We start from the raw sequence: 20,365 nt of genomic DNA, 5'->3' as shown, positions 1-20,365 counted from the left end.
GTTCGATCCCGGTGATGAACCCGCTATGGCCAAGGTCAACGCCGCGCTCGAAGGCAAGACCGACAAGCAGAAAAACCCTCACCCACCAGGCTCGCTCGCGTTCGCCTCGTGGATCTGCGCGCGCCTCGGCGGCTGGACCGGCTATTATGGAAAACCCGGACCCGTCGTCATACTCGAAGGCCTCTTACGCCTTCAGACGATGCTACAAGGATACGCACTATACCATGTGTGAATCTCGTAGGGCCTCCGCCGGGGAACAAAGGATATAACCACCGACTTGTTCGGGGGTCCGTCTCTCAACATGCGAGGCCGTGCTTGCGGCACGATGGATGCCGGAACAAGTCCGGCATGACGGCTGGAGGGTGGCACATGCCCTCCCCCTCATATGGGTCAGAGGCCCAGCTTCTTCTCAAGCCACCGCGCCGCCTCTTCCGGCGACGCCTTATTGTCATCGCGGTCGACCATGTAGTTCGCCTCGCGCATCGCCTCTACGGATACGCGGCCGATCAGGGGCGTGAGGGCATCGACGAAGGCGCGGTCATTTGCGCGCTTCGGCGAGACGAGCAGGATCGCATCATATCCGGGAATCGCGCCCTTCGGATCGGTCAGCACCGTGAGCTTGTCTGCCGCGATGCGGCCGTCCGAGGAGAAGGCCGGGATGACATCCGCCGTACCGCTGGTCAGCGCCCTGAACATGAAGGTCGGCTGATAGGGATGCGCCTCCTTGAAGCGCAGGCCATAGGCGCGCTTCACCGCTGCCCATTCGGGGCGTTCGAGGAACTCGATATCGGTGGCGAGGCGGAGCTGCGGCGCGATCGGCGCCAGATCGGTGATGCTGGCGATGCCGCGACGCGTCGCATCGTCGCCGCGCATGGCGAAGGCGTAGCTGTTCTCGAAGCCCAATGTACCAAGCAGGCGGACGCCGTGCTCGCGCTGCGCCCAGTCGCCCACGCCCTTCACGATTGCGGCGCGGGAGGGCACGTCGATGCGCTTCATGCCGTTGGTCCAGATCGTGCCTGAATAATCGACATAGATATCGATATCGCCGCCGGCGACCGCCGAGAAGGCGACGACCGAGCCGAGTCCCTCGCGATAGTCGACGCGGTAGCCGGCTTTCTCCAGCCGGTGGCCGATGACGCGGGCGAGGATATATTGTTCGGAGAAACCCTTGGCGCCGATCACGACCGTCTCACCGCTTTTGGGCCACAAGGGCGCGAGTGCGACGAGGACGCCCAGCGCCAGCACAGCGGCGGCGGCCCATACACGCCCGAATCGGCGCACTGCGATGCCGCGTTCGATTACCCCAAGCAATGCGTCGACCGCCAATGCGAGCACCGCCGCGGCGAGGCAGCCAGCAAGGACAAGCGCCCAATTCTGCGTCTGGAGGCCCGCGAAGATCATGTCGCCAAGGCTCGGCTGGCCGACCGTGGTGGAGAGAGTCGCCGCGCCGATCGTCCAGACCGCGGCCGTGCGGATGCCGGCCATCAGCACCGGCGCGACTAAAGGCGCCTCGACCAGGCGGAGCTTCTGCCAGGCGGTCATGCCGACGCCGTCGGCTGCCTCGATCACCGCCGGATCGATGCCGGCAAGGCCGGTGACGCCGTTCCTGAGGATCGGCAGCAGCGCGTAGAGGGTCAGCGCGAGCAGCGACGGCAGGAAACCGAGCGCAGGGATGCCGCCCCCGACAAGCGTCGAGAGCGACAGCAGCAGCGGATAGAAGAGCGCGAGCAGGGCGAGCGACGGAATGGTCTGGATCAGGCTGGCGAAACCGAGCGCGATTCGGGCGACGGTGGGCCGGCGGGCTGACAAGATAGCGAGCGGCAGGCTGATGATCAGACCGAGCGCCAGCGCCGACGCGGCGAGCAGCAGGTGCGCGGCGAGCAGGTCGGGCACGCGGGACAGGGCTTCGAAGAACGGGCTCATGCGTCGCCCTCCAGCGCGTGGAGGCGACGGGCCTGTTCGCGCGGCACGGCGACCAGCGCGTCGGCCTCAGCACCGCCCTCCCCGGCCAGCAATGCCCTGGGCGAGGCGTCGGCCACGATTCTTCCGGCCGCCATGACCAGCACGCGGTCGGCGAGCAACAAGGCCTCCGCCATGTCGTGAGTCACCATGATAGTGGTGAGGCCGAGCCGGTCGTGCAGCGCACGAATCGCCGCGCCGAGCTGATCGCGGGTGACCGGATCGAGCGCGCCGAACGGCTCGTCCATCAGCATCAGGCCAGGCGCGGTGGCGAGCGCGCGGGCCACGCCGACACGCTGGCGCTGCCCGCCCGACAGCGCGTCGGGCATGCGCTTGCCGAAATCCCGGGGCAGGTCGACCAGGTCGAGCAGGTCGGCGATTCGGCCGGCACGATCCTTCTCGCCGGCAAGGCGCAGGCCGATGCCGATATTCTCCGCGACGCTCATATGCGGGAACAGGCCGATATTCTGGAAGACATAGCCGATCCGGCGGCGAAGCGCATAAGGCTCGGCGCCCGTGACATCCTCGCCGGCAATGGCGATTCGGCCTGCGCCCGGCTCGATCAGGCGATTGACCATCTTGAGCAGGGTCGATTTGCCCGATCCCGAGGCGCCGACCAGCGCGACGAAGCTGCCACCCGCGATCTCCAGTGAAACCGAATCGACCGCAATGGTACCTCCATAGGATTTGGAGACCCCGTCAAAGGCGACAGACGGCCCGGCCCGGTGCGTTTCTGCTGGCATCGGTGCAGGTTGTGCGGAAAGGTGCCGGCCGTCAAATCAAGTCCGTCACCCGGACTTGTTCCGGGGTCCATCGGTCCAAAGGCGCAAGGCTCGGGGTGAAATGATGTCGGAACCGGTCCGGCATGACGGCGGAGGGGAAGCGTATATGGCGCAGAAATCGATCTTCATCACCGGCGGCGGATCGGGCATCGGCCAGGCGACGGCCAAGCTGTTCGCGAGCCGCGGCTGGCGTGTCGGGCTGGCCGATGTGAACGCCAGGGGGCTGGCCGAAACCGCGGCGATGCTGCCCGCCGGCATGGCCGAGACCTATGTGATGGACGTGCGCGACCGCGACGCCTGGGCCGCGAACCTCGATGCCTTCACCGCACCGACCGGCGGCAGGCTCGACGTGCTGTTCAACAATGCCGGGATCGGCACGGGCGGGCCGCTCGCCGAGATGAGCTTCGAGGATATCGACCGGACCGTTTCGATCAACCTGATGGGCCCGCTGAACGGCGCGCGGATCGGTTATGCCTATCTCGCCCGGACGCCGGGATCGTGCCTGCTCAACACCGCGTCCGCGTCGGCGATCTATGGGGCGTCGGGGCTCACGCCCTATTCGATGACCAAGTTCGGCGTGCGCGCTATGAGCGAGGCGCTCGACGGGGAATGGTATGGCGCAGGCATCAGAGTGCGCTCCCTCGTGCCGGGCTTCATCGAGACTCCCTTGCTCAACGAGCCGGTCGGGGGATCGAACCAGTCGATCCGTGAGACGGTGACCGCGGCCGGCCTCGAGCTGACACCGGTGAGCGACGTCGCCCAGGCGGCGTGGGACGCGGTGCATGGCAATGCCGTCCACACCTATGTCGGCAAGACCGCGCGGCGCATGGCGTTCGCGGCGCGGTGGATGCCGGGCACGTTGCGCAAGATGATGCGGCGCGGGGTCGCGGCGGGGTAGGAGCGCTCCCCATCTGCTTCAAAGCGAGGGATTGTGGCCTGTTCGCGCACCCGTTCATTTTCCGCCGTCATGCCGGACTTGTTCCGGCATCCACTGTTCCGCAAACTCGCCCCTTGCAAGGTGCGCGGCACGGTGGGCCCGGAACAAGTCCGTGGTGACGGGTTATCTGGCCTGATCGACTCCGGCCTCGACGGTCAATCCACCAGCAGGTCGATCGCCGTCGCCATGTCGACATCGCGCTGCGAGAGGCCGGCGGCGTCATGGGTGGTCAGCAATATCTCGACCCGGTTCCAGACATTCGACCATTCGGGGTGATGGTCCGCCTTTTCCGCGAGCAGCGCGACGCGTGTCATGAAGGCGAAGGCTTCGCTGAAATCGGCAAAGGTGAAGGTACGGGTGATCGCGTCTCGGGCTTCGTCGAAATCCCACTCGTCGAGTTCGTCCAGCGCACCGGCGCGCTCCTCCTCGGTCAACTGCTCGATCGTCACCTTTTTCCTCCTGCTGGCACTTCGCGCACCTTCATCCTAAGGCATAGTCCATGCCAGCATCCGTTCAACCGCACACCGCGCCCGATGCCGATACGATCCGCGCGATCGCCCTGAAAGCGCTGAACGCGCTGCCTGCGGAATTTCGCGCGCATCTGGGCGATGTCGTGCTGATCGTCGAGGAATTCGCCGACGAGGAAACGCTCGACGCGCTCGGCATCGAGCATCCGCTCGACCTGTCCGGACTCTATCACGGGCGGCCGGTGGGCGAGAAATCCTCGATGGAATCGGGTTCGCTCCCCGACCGCATCCATCTATACCGCCGCGCGATCCTGGAGGAATGGATAGAGACCGGGGTCGGTCTCGACGAGCTGGTCGCGCATGTGATGATCCATGAGGTGGGCCATCATTTCGGCCTGTCCGACGACGACATGCATGCGCTCGAGGACATGGTCGGCAACGAAGGATCGGGCGAGGCGTGACGAACGCGCTCGCGTTCCGGGACGTGACCTGCGCACGCGGCGGGCGGGTGCTGTTCGAGGGGATGTCCTTTGCGATTCCGGCGGGCGGCGCGGCACTCGTCACCGGGCCGAACGGCGTGGGCAAATCGAGCCTGATCCGGGTTGCCGCCGGGCTGCTCACACCGGCGCAGGGTGCGGTCGAGGGGCCGGCGGCGCGGGCGCTGATGGCCGAGGCAGCCGCGCTCGATGCCGAGCGGCGGCTGGGCAGCGCGCTTCGCTTCTGGGCGGCGCTCGATGACGAACAAGCCGATGTCGGCACCCGGGTCGATGCTGCGCTCGGAGCGACCAACCTGAGCGCCCTGGCCGAGGTGCCGGTGCGGTTGCTCTCGACCGGGCAGCGGCGCCGCGCCGCGCTGGCGCGGGTGGTCGCGAGCGGGGCGTCGTTATGGCTGCTCGACGAGCCGGCTAACGGGTTGGACGATGCCAGTGTCCGGCTTCTCGAAGGCCTGATCGAATCGCACCGCGCAGGCGGCGGGGCGGTGCTGGTCGCCACGCATTTGCCGATCGCAGTGCCCGATGCCGTGCCGATCGCGCTGGGGGCCGCATGAAGCCGTTCCTAACCCTTGTCGCGCGCGATCTCGGCCGGGCCTGGGCCGGCGGGAGCGTGACCTACACGCTCGCCTTTTTCCTGTTGGTCGCGATCCTGTTTCCCTTTGCGATCGGGCCCGATGCGGCGCTGCTGGCGCGGGTCGGCGGCGGGGTGATCTGGGCCGCGGCATTGCTCGCCGCGCTGATGCCGGTCGAGCGGCTGATCGGGCCTGACGCGGAAAGCGGTGTGCTCGACCAGTGTGCGGTGCGCGGGCTCAGCATGGCGAGCGTCGCGGCGGCGAAGATCGCGGCGCACTGGCTTGCGTTCGGGCCGCCGCTGATGCTGGCGGCGGTGATCGCGGCGGGGTTGCTCGACCTGTCGGGCGAGACGGTGCTGCGGGTCGAGCTGGGCCTGCTGATCGGGACGCCGGGGCTGGCGGCGCTGGCTGTGGCTACCTCAGCCCTGGTGTCGGGGCTGCGTGGGGCCGGGGCGGTCGCCGGGCTGGTGATGCTGCCGCTGGCGGTGCCGCTGCTGATCTTCGGCGCCGGGTCGATCGATGGCGGGATGGGCGCGGTGAAGCTGCTGGCGGCGGTGAGTCTGACGCTGGTGGCCGGGGCGCCGTTCGTGGCTGGCGCGGCGATGCGGGCCGGGATGGAGTGATGCTTCTCCCCTCCCCTTCAGGAGAGGGGCTGGGGGTGGGCTCGCGCTCACCGCGAGCGGCGCGTTTGGTTTTGGCCGGGCGCCCACCCCTCGGTCCCCTCCCGCAAGCGAGAGGCTAAGAAGAAGGTCAACGCGACCACCTCGCCCAGATCGCGGTCGGGAGCAGCAGCCCGCGCGCTTCTTCGCGAACCGCCAGTTCGCCCGCCTCGACCTTGCCGCCGAGATCGCCGAGCGCCTGGTTGAGCAGTTCCCCGATAGCCAGCGCCGACATGCGCACCGCGTAGACCGTCAGGAACAGGAAGCGCGATTCGCTGTCGAGCAGCTTGCGGCAATCGGCGATCAGGCCGGGTAGCCCTTCCTCGAGCTTCCACACCTCCCCCTCCGGCCCGCGACCGAATTTGGGCGGGTCGAGCAGGATGCCGTCATAGCGACGGCCGCGCCTGACCTCGCGGGCGATGAACTTGGTCGCGTCGTCGGTCATCCAGCGGATCGGCTTGTCGGCCATGCCGGAGAGCACCGCGTTGGCGCGGGCCGCCTCGACCGATTTCTTGGAGGCGTCGACATGGACCATCTTCACGCCCTTCGCCGCCATGGCGAGCGTGCCGACGCCGGTATAGCCGAACAGGTTGAGGCATTCAGGCGCCTCCCCCGCGGCCAGCTTGTCGGCGACCTGCTCGCGCATCCAGCTCCACACCGGCGCCATGTCCGGGAAGAAGCCGAGATGCCGGAAAGGCGTGGTGCTGGCCTGGAAGGTCACCTGGTCCCATTTGAGCGGCCAGCCGTCGCGCGGGACAGGCTCGGCGAATTCCCAGCGGCCGCCGCCATCCTCGTCCGAGCCGGGCACGAATTCGGCCTGGGCGCGCCAGTCGTCGCTGGCCGGGGCCCAGAGCGCCTGGCCTTCAGGGCGGATGAAACGGAAACGGCCATAGCGTTCGAGCTTGCGGCCATTGCCCGAGTCGATGAGGCCGTAATCGGCCCAGGGTTCGCCGATGAGCGTTTCGAGCTTCACGCTCCCCTCCCCATCAGATCGCCACCGCCCGCTCGGCGATGTAGCCGGTGACCGCGTCGAAGGTGCCGGGCAGGGTCGCATAGCGCTCTTCGCGGTCGAACAGGTCGCCGATTCGCGCGGGCAGCGACGGGCGGAGGCCGGTCGCGCGTTCGACCGCGTCGCCGAACTTCGCCGGGTGCGCCGTCGCCAGCGTCACCACGGGCACATCGGCGGGGAGGCCGGCACGGCGGGCGGCGGCGAGGCCGATCGCGCTGTGCGGATCGATCACCTGGCCCGAACCGTCACAGGCCCAGCGCATCGCCAGCGCCATGTCGTCGAGATCGATCCGGTCGCTGGCGAACAGGCCGGCCGCACCTTCGCGCTGGGCGTTGGTGAGGCGCATCGCCTTGGTCGATTCGAACCCATGCATCTGATCGCGCGTCGCATTGCCGTCACGACCGCCGAGATCGAACAACAGGCGTTCGAAATTGCTCGACACCTGGATGTCCATCGAGGGGCTCGGCGTGGGCACGACAGTGCCCTGCGAATAATCGCCTTGGGCGAGCGCGCGGTGGAGGATGTCGTTGACGTTGGTCGCGACGACCAGCTTCGCGACCGGCAGGCCCATCTTCGCCGCGACATAGCCGGCGAAGACGTCGCCGAAATTGCCGGTCGGCACCGAGAAGGCGACGGGGCGATCGGGCGCGCCGAGCCGGACGGCGGCGTAGAAATAATAGACAACCTGCGCCATCAGCCGGGCCCAGTTGATCGAGTTGACCGCCGACAACTGGAACCTGCCCGAGAAGCCGGGGTCGTTGAACATCGCCTTCACCAGCGCCTGGGCATCATCGAAGCTACCATCGATCGCGATGTTGTGGATGTTGGGCGCGAGCACCGTGGTCATCTGGCGGCGCTGCACGTCCGATACGCGGCCATTGGGGTGGAGCATGAACACGTCCACGCCGGCGCGGCCGGCCAGCGCGTCGATCGCGGCGGAGCCGGTGTCGCCCGAGGTGGCGCCGACGATCGTCACATGCTTGTCGGAGCCGGCAAGGAAACGCTCGAACAGCAGGCCGAGCAGCTGGAGCGCGACATCCTTGAAGGCCAGCGTCGGGCCGTGGAACAGTTCGAGCAACCAGTGCTGGTGATCGAGCTGGACGAGCGGCGTCACCGCATTGTGCGAGAAACGGCCATAGGCCTGGGTGCACAGGGCGCGCAGCTCCTCGCGGGACAAGGTGCCTTCGACGAAGGGCGCCATCACCGCGACGGCAGTGTCGACATAGGAAAGGCCGCGGAGTGCCGCGATCTCGTCCCGGCTCAGACTCGGCCAGGTTTCGGGCACATAAAGGCCACCATCGCTGGCGAGACCGGCGAGCGTGACCTGTTCGAAATCGAGGACGGGTGCCGCCCCACGGGTGCTGATGTAGCGCATGGCCGTTGCGCCTAACCGCGGCGCGGCAAAGTCACAAGCATATCAACTTTTGGCAGCGTCAACTTTCAGGCGGCGTCGCAGGGCTATTCCGTAGATCACGCCGGCAACCAGCGCGAACAGGAACCATTGCACCGCATAAGCGAGATGGTTGTTGGGGACCGACGCCAGATCGGGTTGCGGATTCGCGTCGAGCCCGGCCACCGGCGGATCGGCCACCAGCATCAGCGTCTTGGGCTGGCGCGAGAACCAGGTTGCGATCATCGGCCGGTGATCCGGCGCGTGCGAGATATACCCCGTCACCTCGCCGCCCTTCCAGGCCGGCTTGGCATCGGGCGCCCTGGCCACGCCCATCAGCACGGTGAGCCCCGGCCCCTCGGCGCCAGTGCGGCATTCGGCAATCTGGCGCCAGCCGGTCCGCCCGGCGGCATTGCGCCCGCCCTCGACCTTGAAGCCGACCGGCTCCAGGCAGAAGGCGCTGGCGCGGCGGAACAACAGGGTATCGTCGACCGGAATGCGCGGAAAGGCGATCGGCGGCAGCGAGCGATTCGCCGCAAGCTGCAAGAGCAGCGCTTCTTTCTGCCCCTTGCGTTCGAGCTGCCAGATACCGAGCGCGATCATCGCGACGATGGCGAGGCCGACCACGATCGTGGCGATAACGGGGAAGCGCGGCTTCATTTGTCGGCGATCCGGCCCTCGCGCGCCGAGTTGCGATACTCGAAGGCAAGCAGCGCGCCCTTGGCGACGCGAAGCGATCCGGTCACCGCGACCGCCGCCAGGGGAATCAGGATCAACGCCAGCAGCCAGAGCGGCGGCTCGACGGTCAGCTGGAGCGTCACAGCGACGCCGACGAGCAACCCGCCGATGATCAGCGTAAGAAATGCGGCAGGACCGTCGCCCACATTGAACTGGCTGAAATCCAGCCCGCAGGCGCCGCATCGATCGGCGAATTTGGTCATGCCGGCAAACAGCGTCGTGCTGCCGCACCGCGGACACAGACCCTTGATCGCCACGTCAGCGGGCGCGGGGCTGGACGAGAAGCCAGGCTCAGGCGTGACCGACGCACCATGGATCGGGTCGCATGTCGACGGGGACGCCGGGCGCGTCCGGCGCGGGGTAGCGAAGCTTGAAGGTGAAAGCCTGGTCGCTTGGACCGAACCGGTCGATCAGCCAGAGGCGGGCGAACGCTTCATCGATCGTGGGTGTGGTCTCTGCGGGGATCCACCAGAGCGCCTGATAGGCGCCATCGAATCGATCGAACCAACTACGACGCTGCGCCATCACCGGCGTATGGGCGCTGCGATAGACATAGTCGAACAGCGAGTCGGCATCCGCCCAGACCGACATGTTGACGATCAGCCTGGGATCGGGGGTCGGCTGCAGGTCGGTGGCGCTGTTGCCCTCCCCTTTCAGCCGCCAGACGAATCCAGCACTTGCTTCGGCAAGCGCGTTGATCCGGTCGAGTTCCTCGAAGAAGCCGGCGACCTGCGGGTCATCGGCCGGCGCAACGAGCCGACCGATATTGACCTGTGCAAGATGCCAGCGTGCCGTCACGCCGGCTTAGCCGCCATGGACCGGCGCGCCCCAGCCGCCCCAGACATAGATGGAGACGAACAGGAACAGCCACACCACGTCGACGAAGTGCCAGTACCAGGCGGCCGCTTCGAAACCGAAATGCTGGCGCGGGGTGAAGTCACCCTTGTACGCACGGACCAGGCAGATGATCAGGAAGATCGTGCCGATAATGACGTGGAAACCGTGGAAACCGGTCGCCATGAAGAAGGACGCGCCATAGTTGATCCCCTGGAACGGGAACGGCGCTTCCGAATATTCATACGCCTGGATCGACGAGAAGAGCAGGCCGAGGATGATCGTCAGCCACAGGCCCTTGAGCACGCCGTCGCGGTTGCCCACGCCGAGCAGGCCCCAGAGACCGGTCTTCTCGCCACCGCGCTGATTGTGGATCAGCGCATGGTGCGCCCAGGTCACCGTGGTGCCCGAGGTCAGCAGGATCAGCGTGTTGAGCAGCGGGAACTTGAAGGCGTCGATCACCTCGATGCCCTTGGGCGGCCAGGTGCCGCGGGCCGCGTCGGCGATCAGGCTGACGGTGCCGTCGGCGATCTGCACCGGTGCCGGGAAGAGCGAGAAGTCGAAGAACGCCCAGAACCAGCCGACGAAGAACATCACTTCCGAGGCGATGAACAGGATCATGCCGTAGCGCAGGTGGAGCTGCACGACGGGCGTATGATCGCCGGCATGCGCCTCGCGGATCACATTGCCCCACCAGGAGAACATGGTGAGCAGCACGGCCGCGACGCCGAGGAAGAAGATCACGCCGCCGCCGATGCCGAACACGCTGCCGGAATGCATCCACATGATGCCACCGATCGCCATGGTGAGCGCCGAGAAGGAGCCGACGAACGGCCAGATATCGGGTGGCAGGATATGATATTCGTGGTTCTTGGCGCCGGCCATTCTTCGGTCCCCGTTATTAGGCTGTCGACAACGCTCTAGCTTGCGGCTTTCGCGGAATCCACAGGGTAAAAAGTGTAGCTGAGCGTGATATTCTTCACGTCGGCCGCATCCGGATCGGTGAGGATCTTCGGGTCGACGAAGAAGATGACCGGCATGCGCGCGGTCTCACCCGGCTTCAGCGTCTGCTGCGTGAAGCAGAAACACTGGATCTTGGTGAAATATTTGCCGGCCTGGGCTGGCGTCACGTTATAGGTCGCGGTGCCGGTGATCGGCTTGTCACTGGTGTTCGTCGCGGTGAAGAACGCCATGTCCCGCGCGCCGATGGCGATCGTTTCCGACGGCACTTCGGGTTTGAAGACCCAGGGCATCTTGGGCGCGACATTGGTATCGAAATCGATTCGTACCTGCGCGTCCCCGACGGCGCCCGGCGCTACCAGCACGCGCTGGGTCGTGCCGTTGAGGCCGGTCGCCTCGCAGAACATGCGATACAGGGGCACGCTCGCATAGCCGAGCCCGGTCATGCAGCACACGCCTACGCCGGCGAGGATCGCGGTACGGAGCTTGCGGGTCAATGCGCGACCCCCGCCTTGATCTTCACGATGCTGATCGCGAACACCAGGATGACGAATGCGCCGAGCAGCACCGCCATGACGATGGAGCGCGAGCGCTGGCGCGCGCGGATCTGATCGTCGTCATGTTGCATCAGCCGACCCACCTGTCGACGACCAGCGCGCCGAATAGAATGAAGAGATAGAGGATCGACCAGGCGAACAGCCGCTTTTCCGGCTTCATCGTGTCGCCGGTGCTAGTCGTGCGCAGGCTGACCTGAAGCGCGAGCGCCGCGAAGACCAGCGTCGTGGCGATGGCGACCGCTCCGTAGATCATGCCCGTCAGGTGAAGCGCCCAGGGCGCGATCGCCACCGCCGCCATCGGAATGGTATAGAGGCCGATCTGCAGCCGCGTCGTGCGCTCGCCCGCCACGACGGGCAGCATCGGCACGCCGGCGGCGGCGTAATCGGATTTCATGAACAGCGCGAGCGCCCAGAAATGCGGCGGCGTCCACAGGAACACCAGGGTGAACAACAGCACCGGCAGGGTGGCGACGTCACCCGTCGCGGCGGCCCAGCCGATCAGCGGCGGGAAAGCGCCCGCGGCGCCGCCGATGACGATGTTCTGCGGCGTCCGGCGCTTCAGCCAGACGGTATAGACCAGAACGTAGAACAGGATCGACACGGTGAGGATCGCGGCGGCGAGCACGTTCACCGCCAGCCCCATCAGGATCACCGAAAAGGTGGCGAGCCCGACGCCGAAATGCAGCGCCGATTGCCGGTCCATGCGACCGGCCGGCAGCGGCCGGCGCGCCGTCCGCTTCATCACGGCGTCGATATCGGCCTCATACCATTGATTGAGCGCGCCCGCCGCGCCTGCCCCGAGGGCGATGCACAGGATCGCGGTGAAGCCGAGCACGGGATCGATCCCGACCGGCGCCGCCAGCATCCCGCACAGGCCGGTGAAAACGACGAGCGTCATCACCCGCGGCTTCGTGAGCGCGAGGAAATCGCGCCAGTCGGCGGGGAGCATGAGAGGCTGTGCGGTCGTCGTGTTCATCTGTTTAACTCTCCCCTCCCGCTTGCGGGAGGGGTCGGGGGTGGGCTCGCGCTATCCGCGCACGTTACGTTCATGGTGAGCGGGAGCCCACCCCTAGCCCCTCCCGCAAGCGGGAGGGGAACTCAGTCGGTGCCGCCGCGGGCGGCGCCGGTCGTCAGTCGATGCGCGGCAGCGTCTCGAACTGATGGTATGGCGGCGGGCTCGACAGGGTCCATTCGAGCGTCGTCGCGCCTTCGCCCCAGGGGTTGTCGCCAGCCTTCTTGCCCGCGAACAGCGACCAGATGATGTTGACGAAGAACACCAGCATCGAGAGCGCCATGATCGCGTAGCCGATCGAGGCCATGTGGTTGAAAAACGCGTATTCTGGATTGTAGTCGGGGATACGCCGCGGCATGCCCTGAACGCCCAGGAAGTGCATCGGGAAGAACATCACGTTCACGCCGATGAAGAACACCCAGAAGTGCACCTGACCGAGGAACTCGTTGTACATCCGGCCCGACATCTTCGGGAACCAGTAATAGAAACCCGCGAACAGGCTGAACACCGCACCGAGCGACAGCACGTAGTGGAAGTGCGCCACCACGTAATAGGTGTCCTGCATGATGTCGTCGACGCCGCCATTGGCGAGCACGACGCCGGTCACGCCACCGACGGTGAACATGAAGATGAAGCCGATTGCCCAGACCATGGGAGTCTTGAAGCTGAGCGAGCCGCCCCACATCGTCGCGATCCAGGAGAAGATCTTGATGCCGGTCGGGACCGCGATGACCATCGTCGCGGCGGTGAAGTACATCTTCACGTTCACGCTGAGGCCGGTGGTGAACATGTGGTGCGCCCACACGACGAAGCCGACCACGCCGATCGCGACCATGGCATAGGCCATGCCGAGATAGCCGAACACCGGCTTCTTCGAAAAGGTCGAGATGATGTGGCTGATCATGCCGAAGCCCGGCAGGATCATGATGTACACCTCGGGGTGGCCGAAGAACCAGAACAGATGCTGGTACAGGACGGGGTCGCCGCCGCCGGCCGGATCGAAGAAGGTGGTGTGGAAGTTGCGGTCGGTGAGCAGCATGGTGATCGCCGCGGCGAGAACCGGCAGCGAGAGCAGCAGCAGGAAGGCGGTGACCAGCACCGACCAGGCGAACAGCGGCATCTTGTGCAGCGTCATGCCCGGCGCGCGCATGTTGAAGATGGTGGTGATGAAGTTGATCGCACCCAGGATCGAGCTGGCGCCCGCAAGGTGGAGCGACAGGATCGCCATGTCGACCGAAGGCCCGGGCTCGCCATAAGTGGAGAGCGGCGCATAGACCGTCCAGCCGGTGCCCGCGCCGCCGAAGAAGGGTGACGAGAACAGCAGGATGAAGGCCGGAACCAGCAGCCAGAAGCTGATGTTGTTCATGCGCGGGAAGGCCATGTCCGGCGCACCGATCATGATCGGAACGAACCAGTTGCCGAAACCGCCGATCATGGCCGGCATGACCATGAAGAACACCATGATCAGGCCGTGGGCGGTGATCAGAACGTTCCAGAAATGGAGCGATTCGTCGAGGCTCTGCGCGCTGCCGTGGAACCAAGTGGCCCAATAGCCGAGATACTGGATACCGGGCTCAGCCAGCTCAAGACGCATCAGGCCAGAAATGCCGCCGCCGACGATGCCGGCGAAGATCGCGAAGATCAGATAGAGGGTGCCGATGTCCTTGTGGTTCGTCGACATGAACCACCGCGCGAAGAACGCGGGCTTGTGATCGGCATCGTGATGCGCGTGATCGTCATGATGCGCTTCGAACGCAGACGGGTGAAGGGCGGTGTCGGTCATTGTCTTACTGTCCAGCGTTGCCGGCGCCGGCGGTGTTAGCCGTGGCAGCCTGATTGGTAGCGGGAGCGGCGCTGGTCGCGTTCTCGACCGGTCCGGTGGCATTTTCGGTGACCGTCTCGGCCGCCGGTGCAGGGGCTGCAGCCGCCGCAGCCGCCGGCTTGGCGGCGCCGGGCATCGTGCCACCCTTTGCCTTCACCCAGGCGGCGAACACCTCGGGCTTCACCGCAACGACGGTGATCGGCATGAAGCCATGGCGCGCGCCGCACAGTTCGGAGCACTGGCCGAAATAGACGCCTTCCTTCTCGATGGTGAAGCTCGTCTCGTTCAGGCGGCCGGGGATGGCGTCGAGCTTGATCCAGAACGCCGGGATCGCCCAGCTGTGGATCACGTCGTTCGCGGTGGTGATCAGGCGGATCGGCGTGTTGATCGGCAGGACCACGCGGTTGTCGGTCGCCAGCAGCTTGGGACCGTCGTCGTCGGTGCGGAAACGCTCGCCCGGCTGAACCTGATCCTTTTCCTTCAGCATGTTCGAGGTGATCTCGAACCCGCCATTGTCCGGATACTGATAGGTCCAGTACCACTGGTTGCCGATCGCCTTCAACGTGATGGCATTGGCCGGGGCCGGCTTGTACTGCGCGGCGAGCAGCCCGATCGAGGGCGCGGCGATCAGCGCGAGGATAATGACCGGGACCGCAGTCCAGATGATCTCGATGAAGGTGTTGTGCGAGGTCTTGGACGGCACCGGGTTCGCAGAGCGGCGATAGCGGAACATCACCCAGAGCAGCAGGAACAGCACCAGGACCGAGATGGCGACGATCACCGGGAACAGGATGGCATCATGGAACCAGTGGGCGCGGCGGCCATTCGGGGTCACTTGGGCCTGAAGCCACCAATGGCCGTCGACCGGCATGCCGACGCCGGTGACCGGCTTCACGTCCGGGCCACCGTCGAGCACGAGCATCGGATCGGTCGGCGCGGCGGCGGTCGGAGTCACTGCGGCAGGCGCAGCCCCGGTCGTCGGCGCAGCATTGGTCGTTGCCGGAGCCGCCGTGGTGGTTGGCGTTGCCGCCTGTGGCGCCGGCGCCGCGGCATAACCGATACCCGCTATCGCGAGTCCGGCCGCTAGCACGATCGACTTCAACCCCTTACTGCGCATGCGTCTCGTCACCCCTGATTGCGCCTTTCCATCCATGGCGCGCGAGCGGGAATACGCTCGTTGCGATGGGCCTATACGCGGGAGGTGCTGGTGTCTCAAGCGTGTCGGGGCGTTTTTTGCCATCCCGCCGGTTGTGGGCGTTGCGCGGCCCCTGTGGGGCTCCTATCAACCGCACGCTTTCACGAAAGACAGCGCAGATGACCGACGACGAAATCCTGGCCGAGTTCCGTGCCGCCGACGCCCTGCTGGAGGGACATTTCATCTTGTCCTCCGGGCTGCGCTCCTCGCGCTATCTGCAATGCGCGCGTGTGCTGATGGACCCGGCCCGCGGCGCGCGCCTCTCGACCGAGCTGGCGACACGCATCCCGACTGAAATCCGCTCGCGTATCGACGTCGTGGTGTCGCCGGCGATGGGCGGCGTGATCGCAGGACACGAGATGGCGCGCGCGCTCGGCGTCGAGGCGATGTTCCTCGAACGGCCCGACGGCGTATTCGAGCTGCGCCGCGGTTTCCGCCTCACCCCCGGCGCGAAGGTGCTGATGATGGAGGACGTGGTCACCACCGGCCTCTCATCCCGTGAGGCGATCGCGGCGATCGGCCGCGCCGGCGGCGAGACGATCGCCGCGGCTTCGCTGGTCGATCGGTCGGGCGGCACTGCCGATCTGGGCGTGCCCTTCTTCCCGCTGATCAGGGTCGACGTGCCGACCTACAATGCCGAGTCGCTGCCGCCCGAGCTGGCGGCGCTGCCCGCGATCAAGCCGGGCAGCCGGGCTGCGGCATGACCGATTTGCTGCGGCTYGGCGTCAATATCGACCATGTCGCGACCGTCCGGAATGCGCGCGGGGCGGGGTATCCCGACCCGGTCCGCGCCGCGCTGCTCGCCGCCGAGTCTGGCGCCGACGGCATCACCGCGCATCTGCGCGAGGATCGGCGGCATATCACCGATGACGATATCGCCCGGCTTTCCGAACAGCTGACCATCCCGCTCAACCTGGAGATGGCCGCGACCGACGAGATGCTCGCCATCGCGCTGCGCCACCGGCCGCACGCGGCCTGTATCGTGCCGGAGAAGCGCGAGGAGCGCACCACCGAGGGCGGCCTCGACGCGGCCGGACAGCATAACCTGCTGGCACCGTTGGTAAGCCAGCTTGGCGCGGCGAAGATACGCGTATCGCTGTTCATCGAGCCCGATGCGCGCCAGATCGAGGCGGCGCTGCGCCTCGGCGCGCCGGTGGTCGAGCTGCATACCGGGCGTTATGCCGAGCTTGAGGGCGAGGCGCAGGCGGAGGAGTTGCGCCGCCTGTCCGATGCCGCCGCGCTGGCTGCGAAGAACGGGATCGAGGTGCATGCCGGGCATGGCCTGACCTATGACAATGTCGCGCCGATCGCCGCGATCAGGCAGGTGCGGGAACTGAACATCGGGCATTTCCTCGTGGGCGAGGCGATGTTCGTCGGACTGGGCGAAGCGGTGCGCAGGATGCGGGCGGCGATGGATTCGGCGCGGTGAGAGGCTGCTCTTCTTCCCCCCTCCCGCTTACCACCGAAGGTAACGTGCGTGATAGCGCGAGCCCCCCCCTGCCCGCTCCCGCAAGCGGGAGGGGGTAAAGTGATCATCGGTCTCGGCTCCGACCTGTGCAATATCGAGCGGATCCAGGCGTCGCTCGATCGATTCGGCGACCGCTTCGAGAACCGCGTGTTCACCGAGATCGAGCGCGCCAAGGGCAATCGCCGCCCCTTCACCAAGGCAGGCACGCTGGCCAAGCGCTTCGCCGCAAAGGAGGCTTTCTCCAAGGCGGTCGGCACCGGGTTCAAGCGCGGCGTCTTCATGAAGGATATCGGCGTGATCAACGCGCCGTCGGGCGCCCCGACACTGGCGCTGACCGGCGGCGCCCGGGCGAGGCTTGACGCGCTGACCCCCGCGGGCCACGTCGCCCATGTACATCTGACGCTAACAGACGATCATCCATGGGCTCAGGCTTTCGTGGTGATCGAAGCGATCAGGGCCGAGTAGGACATTGAAATGAGTGAGGAGTTGGCGTTGGAGGGAGTGCCCGAGCAGCAGGCCGCGCCCGCGCCCGAAAAGACCGGGAAACGCCCCACGACCGACTGGTGGGGTGAGGTCAAGGGTATCTTCTGGCTGATTCTGGCGGTGCTCGGCTTTCACAGCTTCATCGCCAAGCCCTTCTACATCCCGTCCGAATCGATGCTGCCCGGCCTTCAGGTCGGCGATCAGCTGATCGTGACCAAATATGCCTATGGCTGGTCGTTCGTCTCGCCCACCATCCCCAATCCAGTTGCGATGTTCCGCAGCCTGGTGCTGCGCCAGGAGGTCGAGAGCTGGGGCGTGCAATTGCCCTTCGTCCATGGCCGGCTGTTCGGGAAGATGCCCGAGCGCGGCGATGTCGTGATCGTCACGCCGCCGACCCGCAACACCGATTATATCAAACGCCTGATCGGCCTGCCGGGCGACCGGCTGCAGGTGATCGAGGGCACCGTCTTCATCAACGGCGTCGCCGTGAAGCGCGGCCCGCCACACGACGCGATGATCCCGGTCGACGCCAAGACGGTGTGCGATCCCGAGCAATATCCCGGTGCGCTCCAGACCGGCCCGGACGGCAAGCAATATTGCCGCCTGACGCTCGTCACCGAGACGCTGCCCAATGGCCGGCATTACGACACGGTCGAGAGCGGCCCGAGCGACGGTGACAATTACGGACCGATCACGATCCGCCCCAACCATGTGTTCCTGATGGGCGACAATCGCGACCATAGCGCAGACAGCCGTTTCGCCGTGGCGGCGATGGGCCTGGGCGGCGACGTGCCCTGGGAGAATCTGGGCGGCCGCGCCGAGTTCATCACCTTCTCCAAGAGCGGCAACGGGACGTGGAATCCCCTCACCTGGGGGCAGAGCTTCCGGCCGGGCCGCGCCGGCACCTCGCTTCACGCGGCACGGGATAAACCGAAGGAATGACCATGGCGAAGGAAACCGCAGCGATCGACCCCGAACCCGGCCCGAACGAGCTGCGCGATCCCTTCGTCCGCAAGGAGCTGAAACGCGCGACCGTCTGGCTCGGCCTCGCCGCGGCGATGGCGCTGGTTGTGGTGCTGATCCAGCCGATCCTGATCATCTTCGGCGGCCTCGTCTTTGCCGCGATGCTCGACGGCGGCGTCCGCCTGCTCGGTCGCGTGCTGCCGATCGGGCGCGGGCTGCGCCTGCTGATCGTGATGCTGTGTGCCGTCATCTTCGTGCTCGGCGTCTTCTACATGACCGGCGTTCAGGTCGCGGCGCAGGCCGAGCAGCTGCGTGTTACGCTCGAGGTGCAGGGGAACCGGCTCGTCTCCTGGGCATCGGGCATGGGCCTGATGCCGGGGCGTGCAGATGTGAACGGCCTGATCCAGCAGGCGATGGGCTCCTTCGGGAAACTCACCTCCTGGGTCGGCACCGCCCTCGGCGCGCTGACCAGCCTGTTCATGGTGCTGGTGATCGGCCTGTTCATCGCGATGGAGCCGAAGATCTACGATCGCGGGCTGCAATGGATGGTGCCGTCCGACATGCGCGGCGAATTCGCCATCACCATCGAGCGTATGGCCGCGACGATGCGCCGGCTGCTCGCCGGGCGGCTGGCCGGCATGTTGTTCGAAGGGGTGCTGACCTGGCTCTGCCTGTGGGCGGTGGGTGTGCCGATGGCGCTGCTGCTCGGCATCCTGACCGGGCTGCTCGCCTTCATCCCCAATATCGGCGCCTTCACCAGCGGTGTGCTGATGATCGCGGTCGGCTTCAGCGCCGGGGTCGATACCGGCCTCTGGGCGATCGCCGTCTATTTCGGCGTGCAGACCTTCGACGGCTATGTCGTCATCCCGATGGTGGCGCGGCGTACGGTCGACCTGCCCCCTGCCCTGACCCTCTCGTCGCAGATTCTGGCGAGCACCCTGTTCGGCGTGCTCGGCCTCGCGCTCGCCGATCCGATCGTGGCGATGATCAAGGTAGCGCTCGAACGCAATTCGGAGCGGGCGATCGAATCGGATGCGGCGTGATCCTCTATGACTATTGGCGGTCGTCGGCTGCGTACCGCGTCCGGATCGTGCTCAACCTGAAACACGTCGTCTATGAGAGCCGGGACGTGCCGCTACTGGAGAATGCGCACCGCGGCCCGGCGAATCTCGCGCGCAACCCGCAGGGTCTGGTGCCGACCCTCGAAGTGGACGGCCAGCCAATCACCCAGAGCCTGGCGATCATCGACTATCTAGACGCGCTCCATCCCGATCCGCCGATGGTGCCACGCGATCCGCTCGCCCGGGCACGCGTGCTCGCCCAGGCGCTGGTGATCGCGGCCGACATCCATCCGGTCGACAATCTGCGCATCCTGAAGCGGCTGGAGAACCAGTTCGGTGCCGACCAGGCGGCAAAGGACGACTGGTATCGCCACTGGATTATCGAGGGCTTCACCGCGCTGGAGACGCTGACGGGCGCGAATGCGGGCCCGTTCCTGGGCGGCGACGCGCCCAATCTCGCCGACGTCTGCCTGGTGCCGCAGATGTACAATGCGCGGCGCTTTTCGGTGGATCTGGAGCCGTTCCCGCGGCTGGTGGCGGCGGATGCGGCGGCGAACGCGATGCCGGAGATCGCGGCCGCGCATCCCGACCGGGTCAGGCCCGCGGGCTAGATCGTCCTGCCTCGGATCCAACCCGTCGGACACATCGCTTCGGCCTTCTTCCTTGTTCCCCGGCGAAGGCCCTAGGACGTTCACACATCTTGCGGTTCGGTGTTCGATCTGATTCCGTTGAGGGGTTTGATCGGAGGGCAAGTGATGAAGTCAGGGCTGGGCTGTTTTGGGGACCTGCGCCTTCAAAAAGGGGGGCGTTTTTGCTGGGTCGGTTGGTGGGCACCGGCGCGGCGCGGGTACGGGTACGCTCGCTTGGTGGGAGCCGTGCTGGAGAGATGCGGATTACGCGTTTTTTGCGCAACGCGCGCGTGACGTCGTCGGAGATGATCGGGTCGGCACGCGAGGGTACGCAGGAGAGGGTTTCTGGTCGGCGCATCCTTGCCATCCAGCAG

Annotated in this window: 24 protein-coding genes and 1 pseudogene; 11 read left to right on the top strand and 14 right to left on the bottom strand. The window is 66.4% G+C overall.

Annotated elements, in window-relative coordinates:
• A pseudogene (locus AC1DT7_RS23510) lies at window positions 1-232 on the top strand (hypothetical protein); the annotation flags it as partial.
• A gap of 158 nt (window positions 233-390) precedes the next feature.
• Here AC1DT7_RS23510 and AC1DT7_RS23505 read toward each other — a convergent pair.
• Entirely contained in the window at window positions 391-1,923 is a 1,533-nt protein-coding gene (locus tag AC1DT7_RS23505; protein WP_478038664.1) for an ABC transporter permease/substrate-binding protein, read from the bottom strand.
• The gene (locus AC1DT7_RS23500; RefSeq protein WP_478038662.1) at window positions 1,920-2,702 is read right to left on the bottom strand and encodes an ATP-binding cassette domain-containing protein; all 783 of its coding nucleotides are present in this window, start codon (window positions 2,700-2,702) and stop codon (window positions 1,920-1,922) included. The genes AC1DT7_RS23505 and AC1DT7_RS23500 overlap by 4 nt, the downstream gene beginning before the upstream one ends.
• A gap of 145 nt (window positions 2,703-2,847) precedes the next feature.
• Between AC1DT7_RS23500 and AC1DT7_RS23495 the strand changes: the two genes are divergently transcribed.
• Window positions 2,848-3,639 carry an SDR family oxidoreductase gene (locus tag AC1DT7_RS23495; protein ID WP_478038660.1) on the top strand — a complete coding sequence of 264 codons (792 nt, stop codon included), beginning with the start codon at window positions 2,848-2,850 and terminating at the stop codon, window positions 3,637-3,639.
• A 194-nt stretch (window positions 3,640-3,833) separates the two neighbouring features.
• Here AC1DT7_RS23495 and AC1DT7_RS23490 read toward each other — a convergent pair whose 3' ends face one another.
• On the bottom strand, window positions 3,834-4,127 hold the full coding sequence (locus AC1DT7_RS23490; RefSeq protein WP_478038658.1) for a 4a-hydroxytetrahydrobiopterin dehydratase: 294 nt from the start codon (window positions 4,125-4,127) through the stop codon (window positions 3,834-3,836).
• Between the two features lie 50 nt (window positions 4,128-4,177).
• On the opposite strand from AC1DT7_RS23490, the gene AC1DT7_RS23485 reads away from it, so the two are divergent.
• The 3 genes from AC1DT7_RS23485 to AC1DT7_RS23475 are packed head-to-tail and all read left to right on the top strand — an operon-like array spanning window position 4,178 to window position 5,834.
• Window positions 4,178-4,606, top strand: coding sequence for a metallopeptidase family protein (locus tag AC1DT7_RS23485; protein ID WP_478038657.1), 429 nt, complete (start codon window positions 4,178-4,180; stop codon window positions 4,604-4,606).
• Entirely contained in the window at window positions 4,603-5,193 is a 591-nt protein-coding gene (gene ccmA / locus AC1DT7_RS23480) for a heme ABC exporter ATP-binding protein CcmA (RefSeq protein ID WP_478038656.1), read from the top strand. The genes AC1DT7_RS23485 and ccmA overlap by 4 nt, the downstream gene beginning before the upstream one ends.
• Window positions 5,190-5,834, top strand: coding sequence for a heme exporter protein CcmB (locus AC1DT7_RS23475; RefSeq protein ID WP_478038654.1), 645 nt, complete (start codon window positions 5,190-5,192; stop codon window positions 5,832-5,834). Before ccmA ends, AC1DT7_RS23475 begins: the two co-directional genes overlap by 4 nt.
• A 127-nt stretch (window positions 5,835-5,961) precedes the next feature.
• On the opposite strand, the gene AC1DT7_RS23470 is transcribed toward AC1DT7_RS23475, so the two are convergent.
• From AC1DT7_RS23470 to coxB, 11 genes are all read right to left on the bottom strand, one after another.
• On the bottom strand, window positions 5,962-6,843 hold the full coding sequence (locus AC1DT7_RS23470) for a class I SAM-dependent methyltransferase (RefSeq protein WP_478038652.1): 882 nt from the start codon (window positions 6,841-6,843) through the stop codon (window positions 5,962-5,964).
• A gap of 13 nt (window positions 6,844-6,856) precedes the next feature.
• Window positions 6,857-8,254, bottom strand: coding sequence for a threonine synthase (gene thrC, locus AC1DT7_RS23465; protein WP_478038650.1), 1,398 nt, complete (start codon window positions 8,252-8,254; stop codon window positions 6,857-6,859).
• Window positions 8,255-8,296: 42 nt separating this feature from the next.
• Entirely contained in the window at window positions 8,297-8,929 is a 633-nt protein-coding gene (locus AC1DT7_RS23460) for an SURF1 family protein (protein ID WP_478038648.1), read from the bottom strand.
• Complete coding sequence (locus AC1DT7_RS23455; RefSeq protein ID WP_478038647.1) at window positions 8,926-9,264, bottom strand: DUF983 domain-containing protein; 339 nt, start codon at window positions 9,262-9,264, stop codon at window positions 8,926-8,928. The genes AC1DT7_RS23460 and AC1DT7_RS23455 overlap by 4 nt, the downstream gene beginning before the upstream one ends.
• Window positions 9,265-9,298: 34 nt before the next feature.
• The gene (locus AC1DT7_RS23450; RefSeq protein ID WP_478038645.1) at window positions 9,299-9,805 is read right to left on the bottom strand and encodes a DUF3291 domain-containing protein; all 507 of its coding nucleotides are present in this window, start codon (window positions 9,803-9,805) and stop codon (window positions 9,299-9,301) included.
• A gap of 6 nt (window positions 9,806-9,811) precedes the next feature.
• Entirely contained in the window at window positions 9,812-10,726 is a 915-nt protein-coding gene (locus tag AC1DT7_RS23445; protein WP_478038643.1) for a cytochrome c oxidase subunit 3, read from the bottom strand.
• A 35-nt stretch (window positions 10,727-10,761) separates the two neighbouring features.
• Window positions 10,762-11,298: a cytochrome c oxidase assembly protein gene (locus AC1DT7_RS23440; RefSeq protein WP_478038641.1), complete on the bottom strand. Its 537-nt coding sequence runs from the start codon at window positions 11,296-11,298 to the stop codon at window positions 10,762-10,764.
• Window positions 11,295-11,429, bottom strand: coding sequence for a hypothetical protein (locus AC1DT7_RS23435; RefSeq protein ID WP_478038639.1), 135 nt, complete (start codon window positions 11,427-11,429; stop codon window positions 11,295-11,297). Before AC1DT7_RS23435 ends, AC1DT7_RS23440 begins: the two co-directional genes overlap by 4 nt.
• A complete protein-coding gene (locus AC1DT7_RS23430) occupies window positions 11,429-12,334 on the bottom strand; it encodes a heme o synthase (RefSeq protein ID WP_478038637.1) in 906 nt (301 codons plus the stop codon). Before AC1DT7_RS23430 ends, AC1DT7_RS23435 begins: the two co-directional genes overlap by 1 nt.
• Before the next feature lie 154 nt (window positions 12,335-12,488).
• Window positions 12,489-14,153 (bottom strand): cytochrome c oxidase subunit I, encoded by a 1,665-nt coding sequence (ctaD, locus tag AC1DT7_RS23425; RefSeq protein WP_478038636.1) that lies wholly within the window; start codon window positions 14,151-14,153, stop codon window positions 12,489-12,491.
• Window positions 14,154-14,157: 4 nt separating this feature from the next.
• A complete protein-coding gene (gene coxB, locus AC1DT7_RS23420) occupies window positions 14,158-15,309 on the bottom strand; it encodes a cytochrome c oxidase subunit II (RefSeq protein ID WP_478038634.1) in 1,152 nt (383 codons plus the stop codon).
• 197 nt (window positions 15,310-15,506) lie between these two features.
• Here coxB and pyrE point away from each other — a divergent pair, with 197 nt between their 5' ends.
• The 6 genes from pyrE (at window position 15,507) to maiA (ending at window position 19,973) form a co-directional block, all read left to right on the top strand.
• Complete coding sequence (gene pyrE / locus AC1DT7_RS23415; RefSeq protein WP_478038632.1) at window positions 15,507-16,091, top strand: orotate phosphoribosyltransferase; 585 nt, start codon at window positions 15,507-15,509, stop codon at window positions 16,089-16,091.
• Entirely contained in the window at window positions 16,088-16,816 is a 729-nt protein-coding gene (locus tag AC1DT7_RS23410; protein ID WP_478038630.1) for a pyridoxine 5'-phosphate synthase, read from the top strand. Before pyrE ends, AC1DT7_RS23410 begins: the two co-directional genes overlap by 4 nt.
• Window positions 16,817-16,915: 99 nt before the next feature.
• A complete protein-coding gene (acpS, locus tag AC1DT7_RS23405; protein ID WP_478038629.1) occupies window positions 16,916-17,320 on the top strand; it encodes a holo-ACP synthase in 405 nt (134 codons plus the stop codon).
• A gap of 9 nt (window positions 17,321-17,329) precedes the next feature.
• Entirely contained in the window at window positions 17,330-18,280 is a 951-nt protein-coding gene (gene lepB / locus AC1DT7_RS23400) for a signal peptidase I (RefSeq protein WP_478038627.1), read from the top strand.
• Between the two features lie 2 nt (window positions 18,281-18,282).
• Complete coding sequence (locus tag AC1DT7_RS23395) at window positions 18,283-19,344, top strand: AI-2E family transporter (protein WP_478038626.1); 1,062 nt, start codon at window positions 18,283-18,285, stop codon at window positions 19,342-19,344.
• Window positions 19,341-19,973 carry a maleylacetoacetate isomerase gene (gene maiA / locus AC1DT7_RS23390; RefSeq protein ID WP_478038625.1) on the top strand — a complete coding sequence of 211 codons (633 nt, stop codon included), beginning with the start codon at window positions 19,341-19,343 and terminating at the stop codon, window positions 19,971-19,973. The genes AC1DT7_RS23395 and maiA overlap by 4 nt, the downstream gene beginning before the upstream one ends.
• Window positions 19,974-20,365: the final 392 nt, after the last annotated feature.

This window comes from Sphingomonas sp. P3_C6 (genome assembly GCF_056402595.1).
Note: the sequence above shows the minus strand (reverse complement) of the source record. Positions and strands in the feature narration are given on the sequence as shown.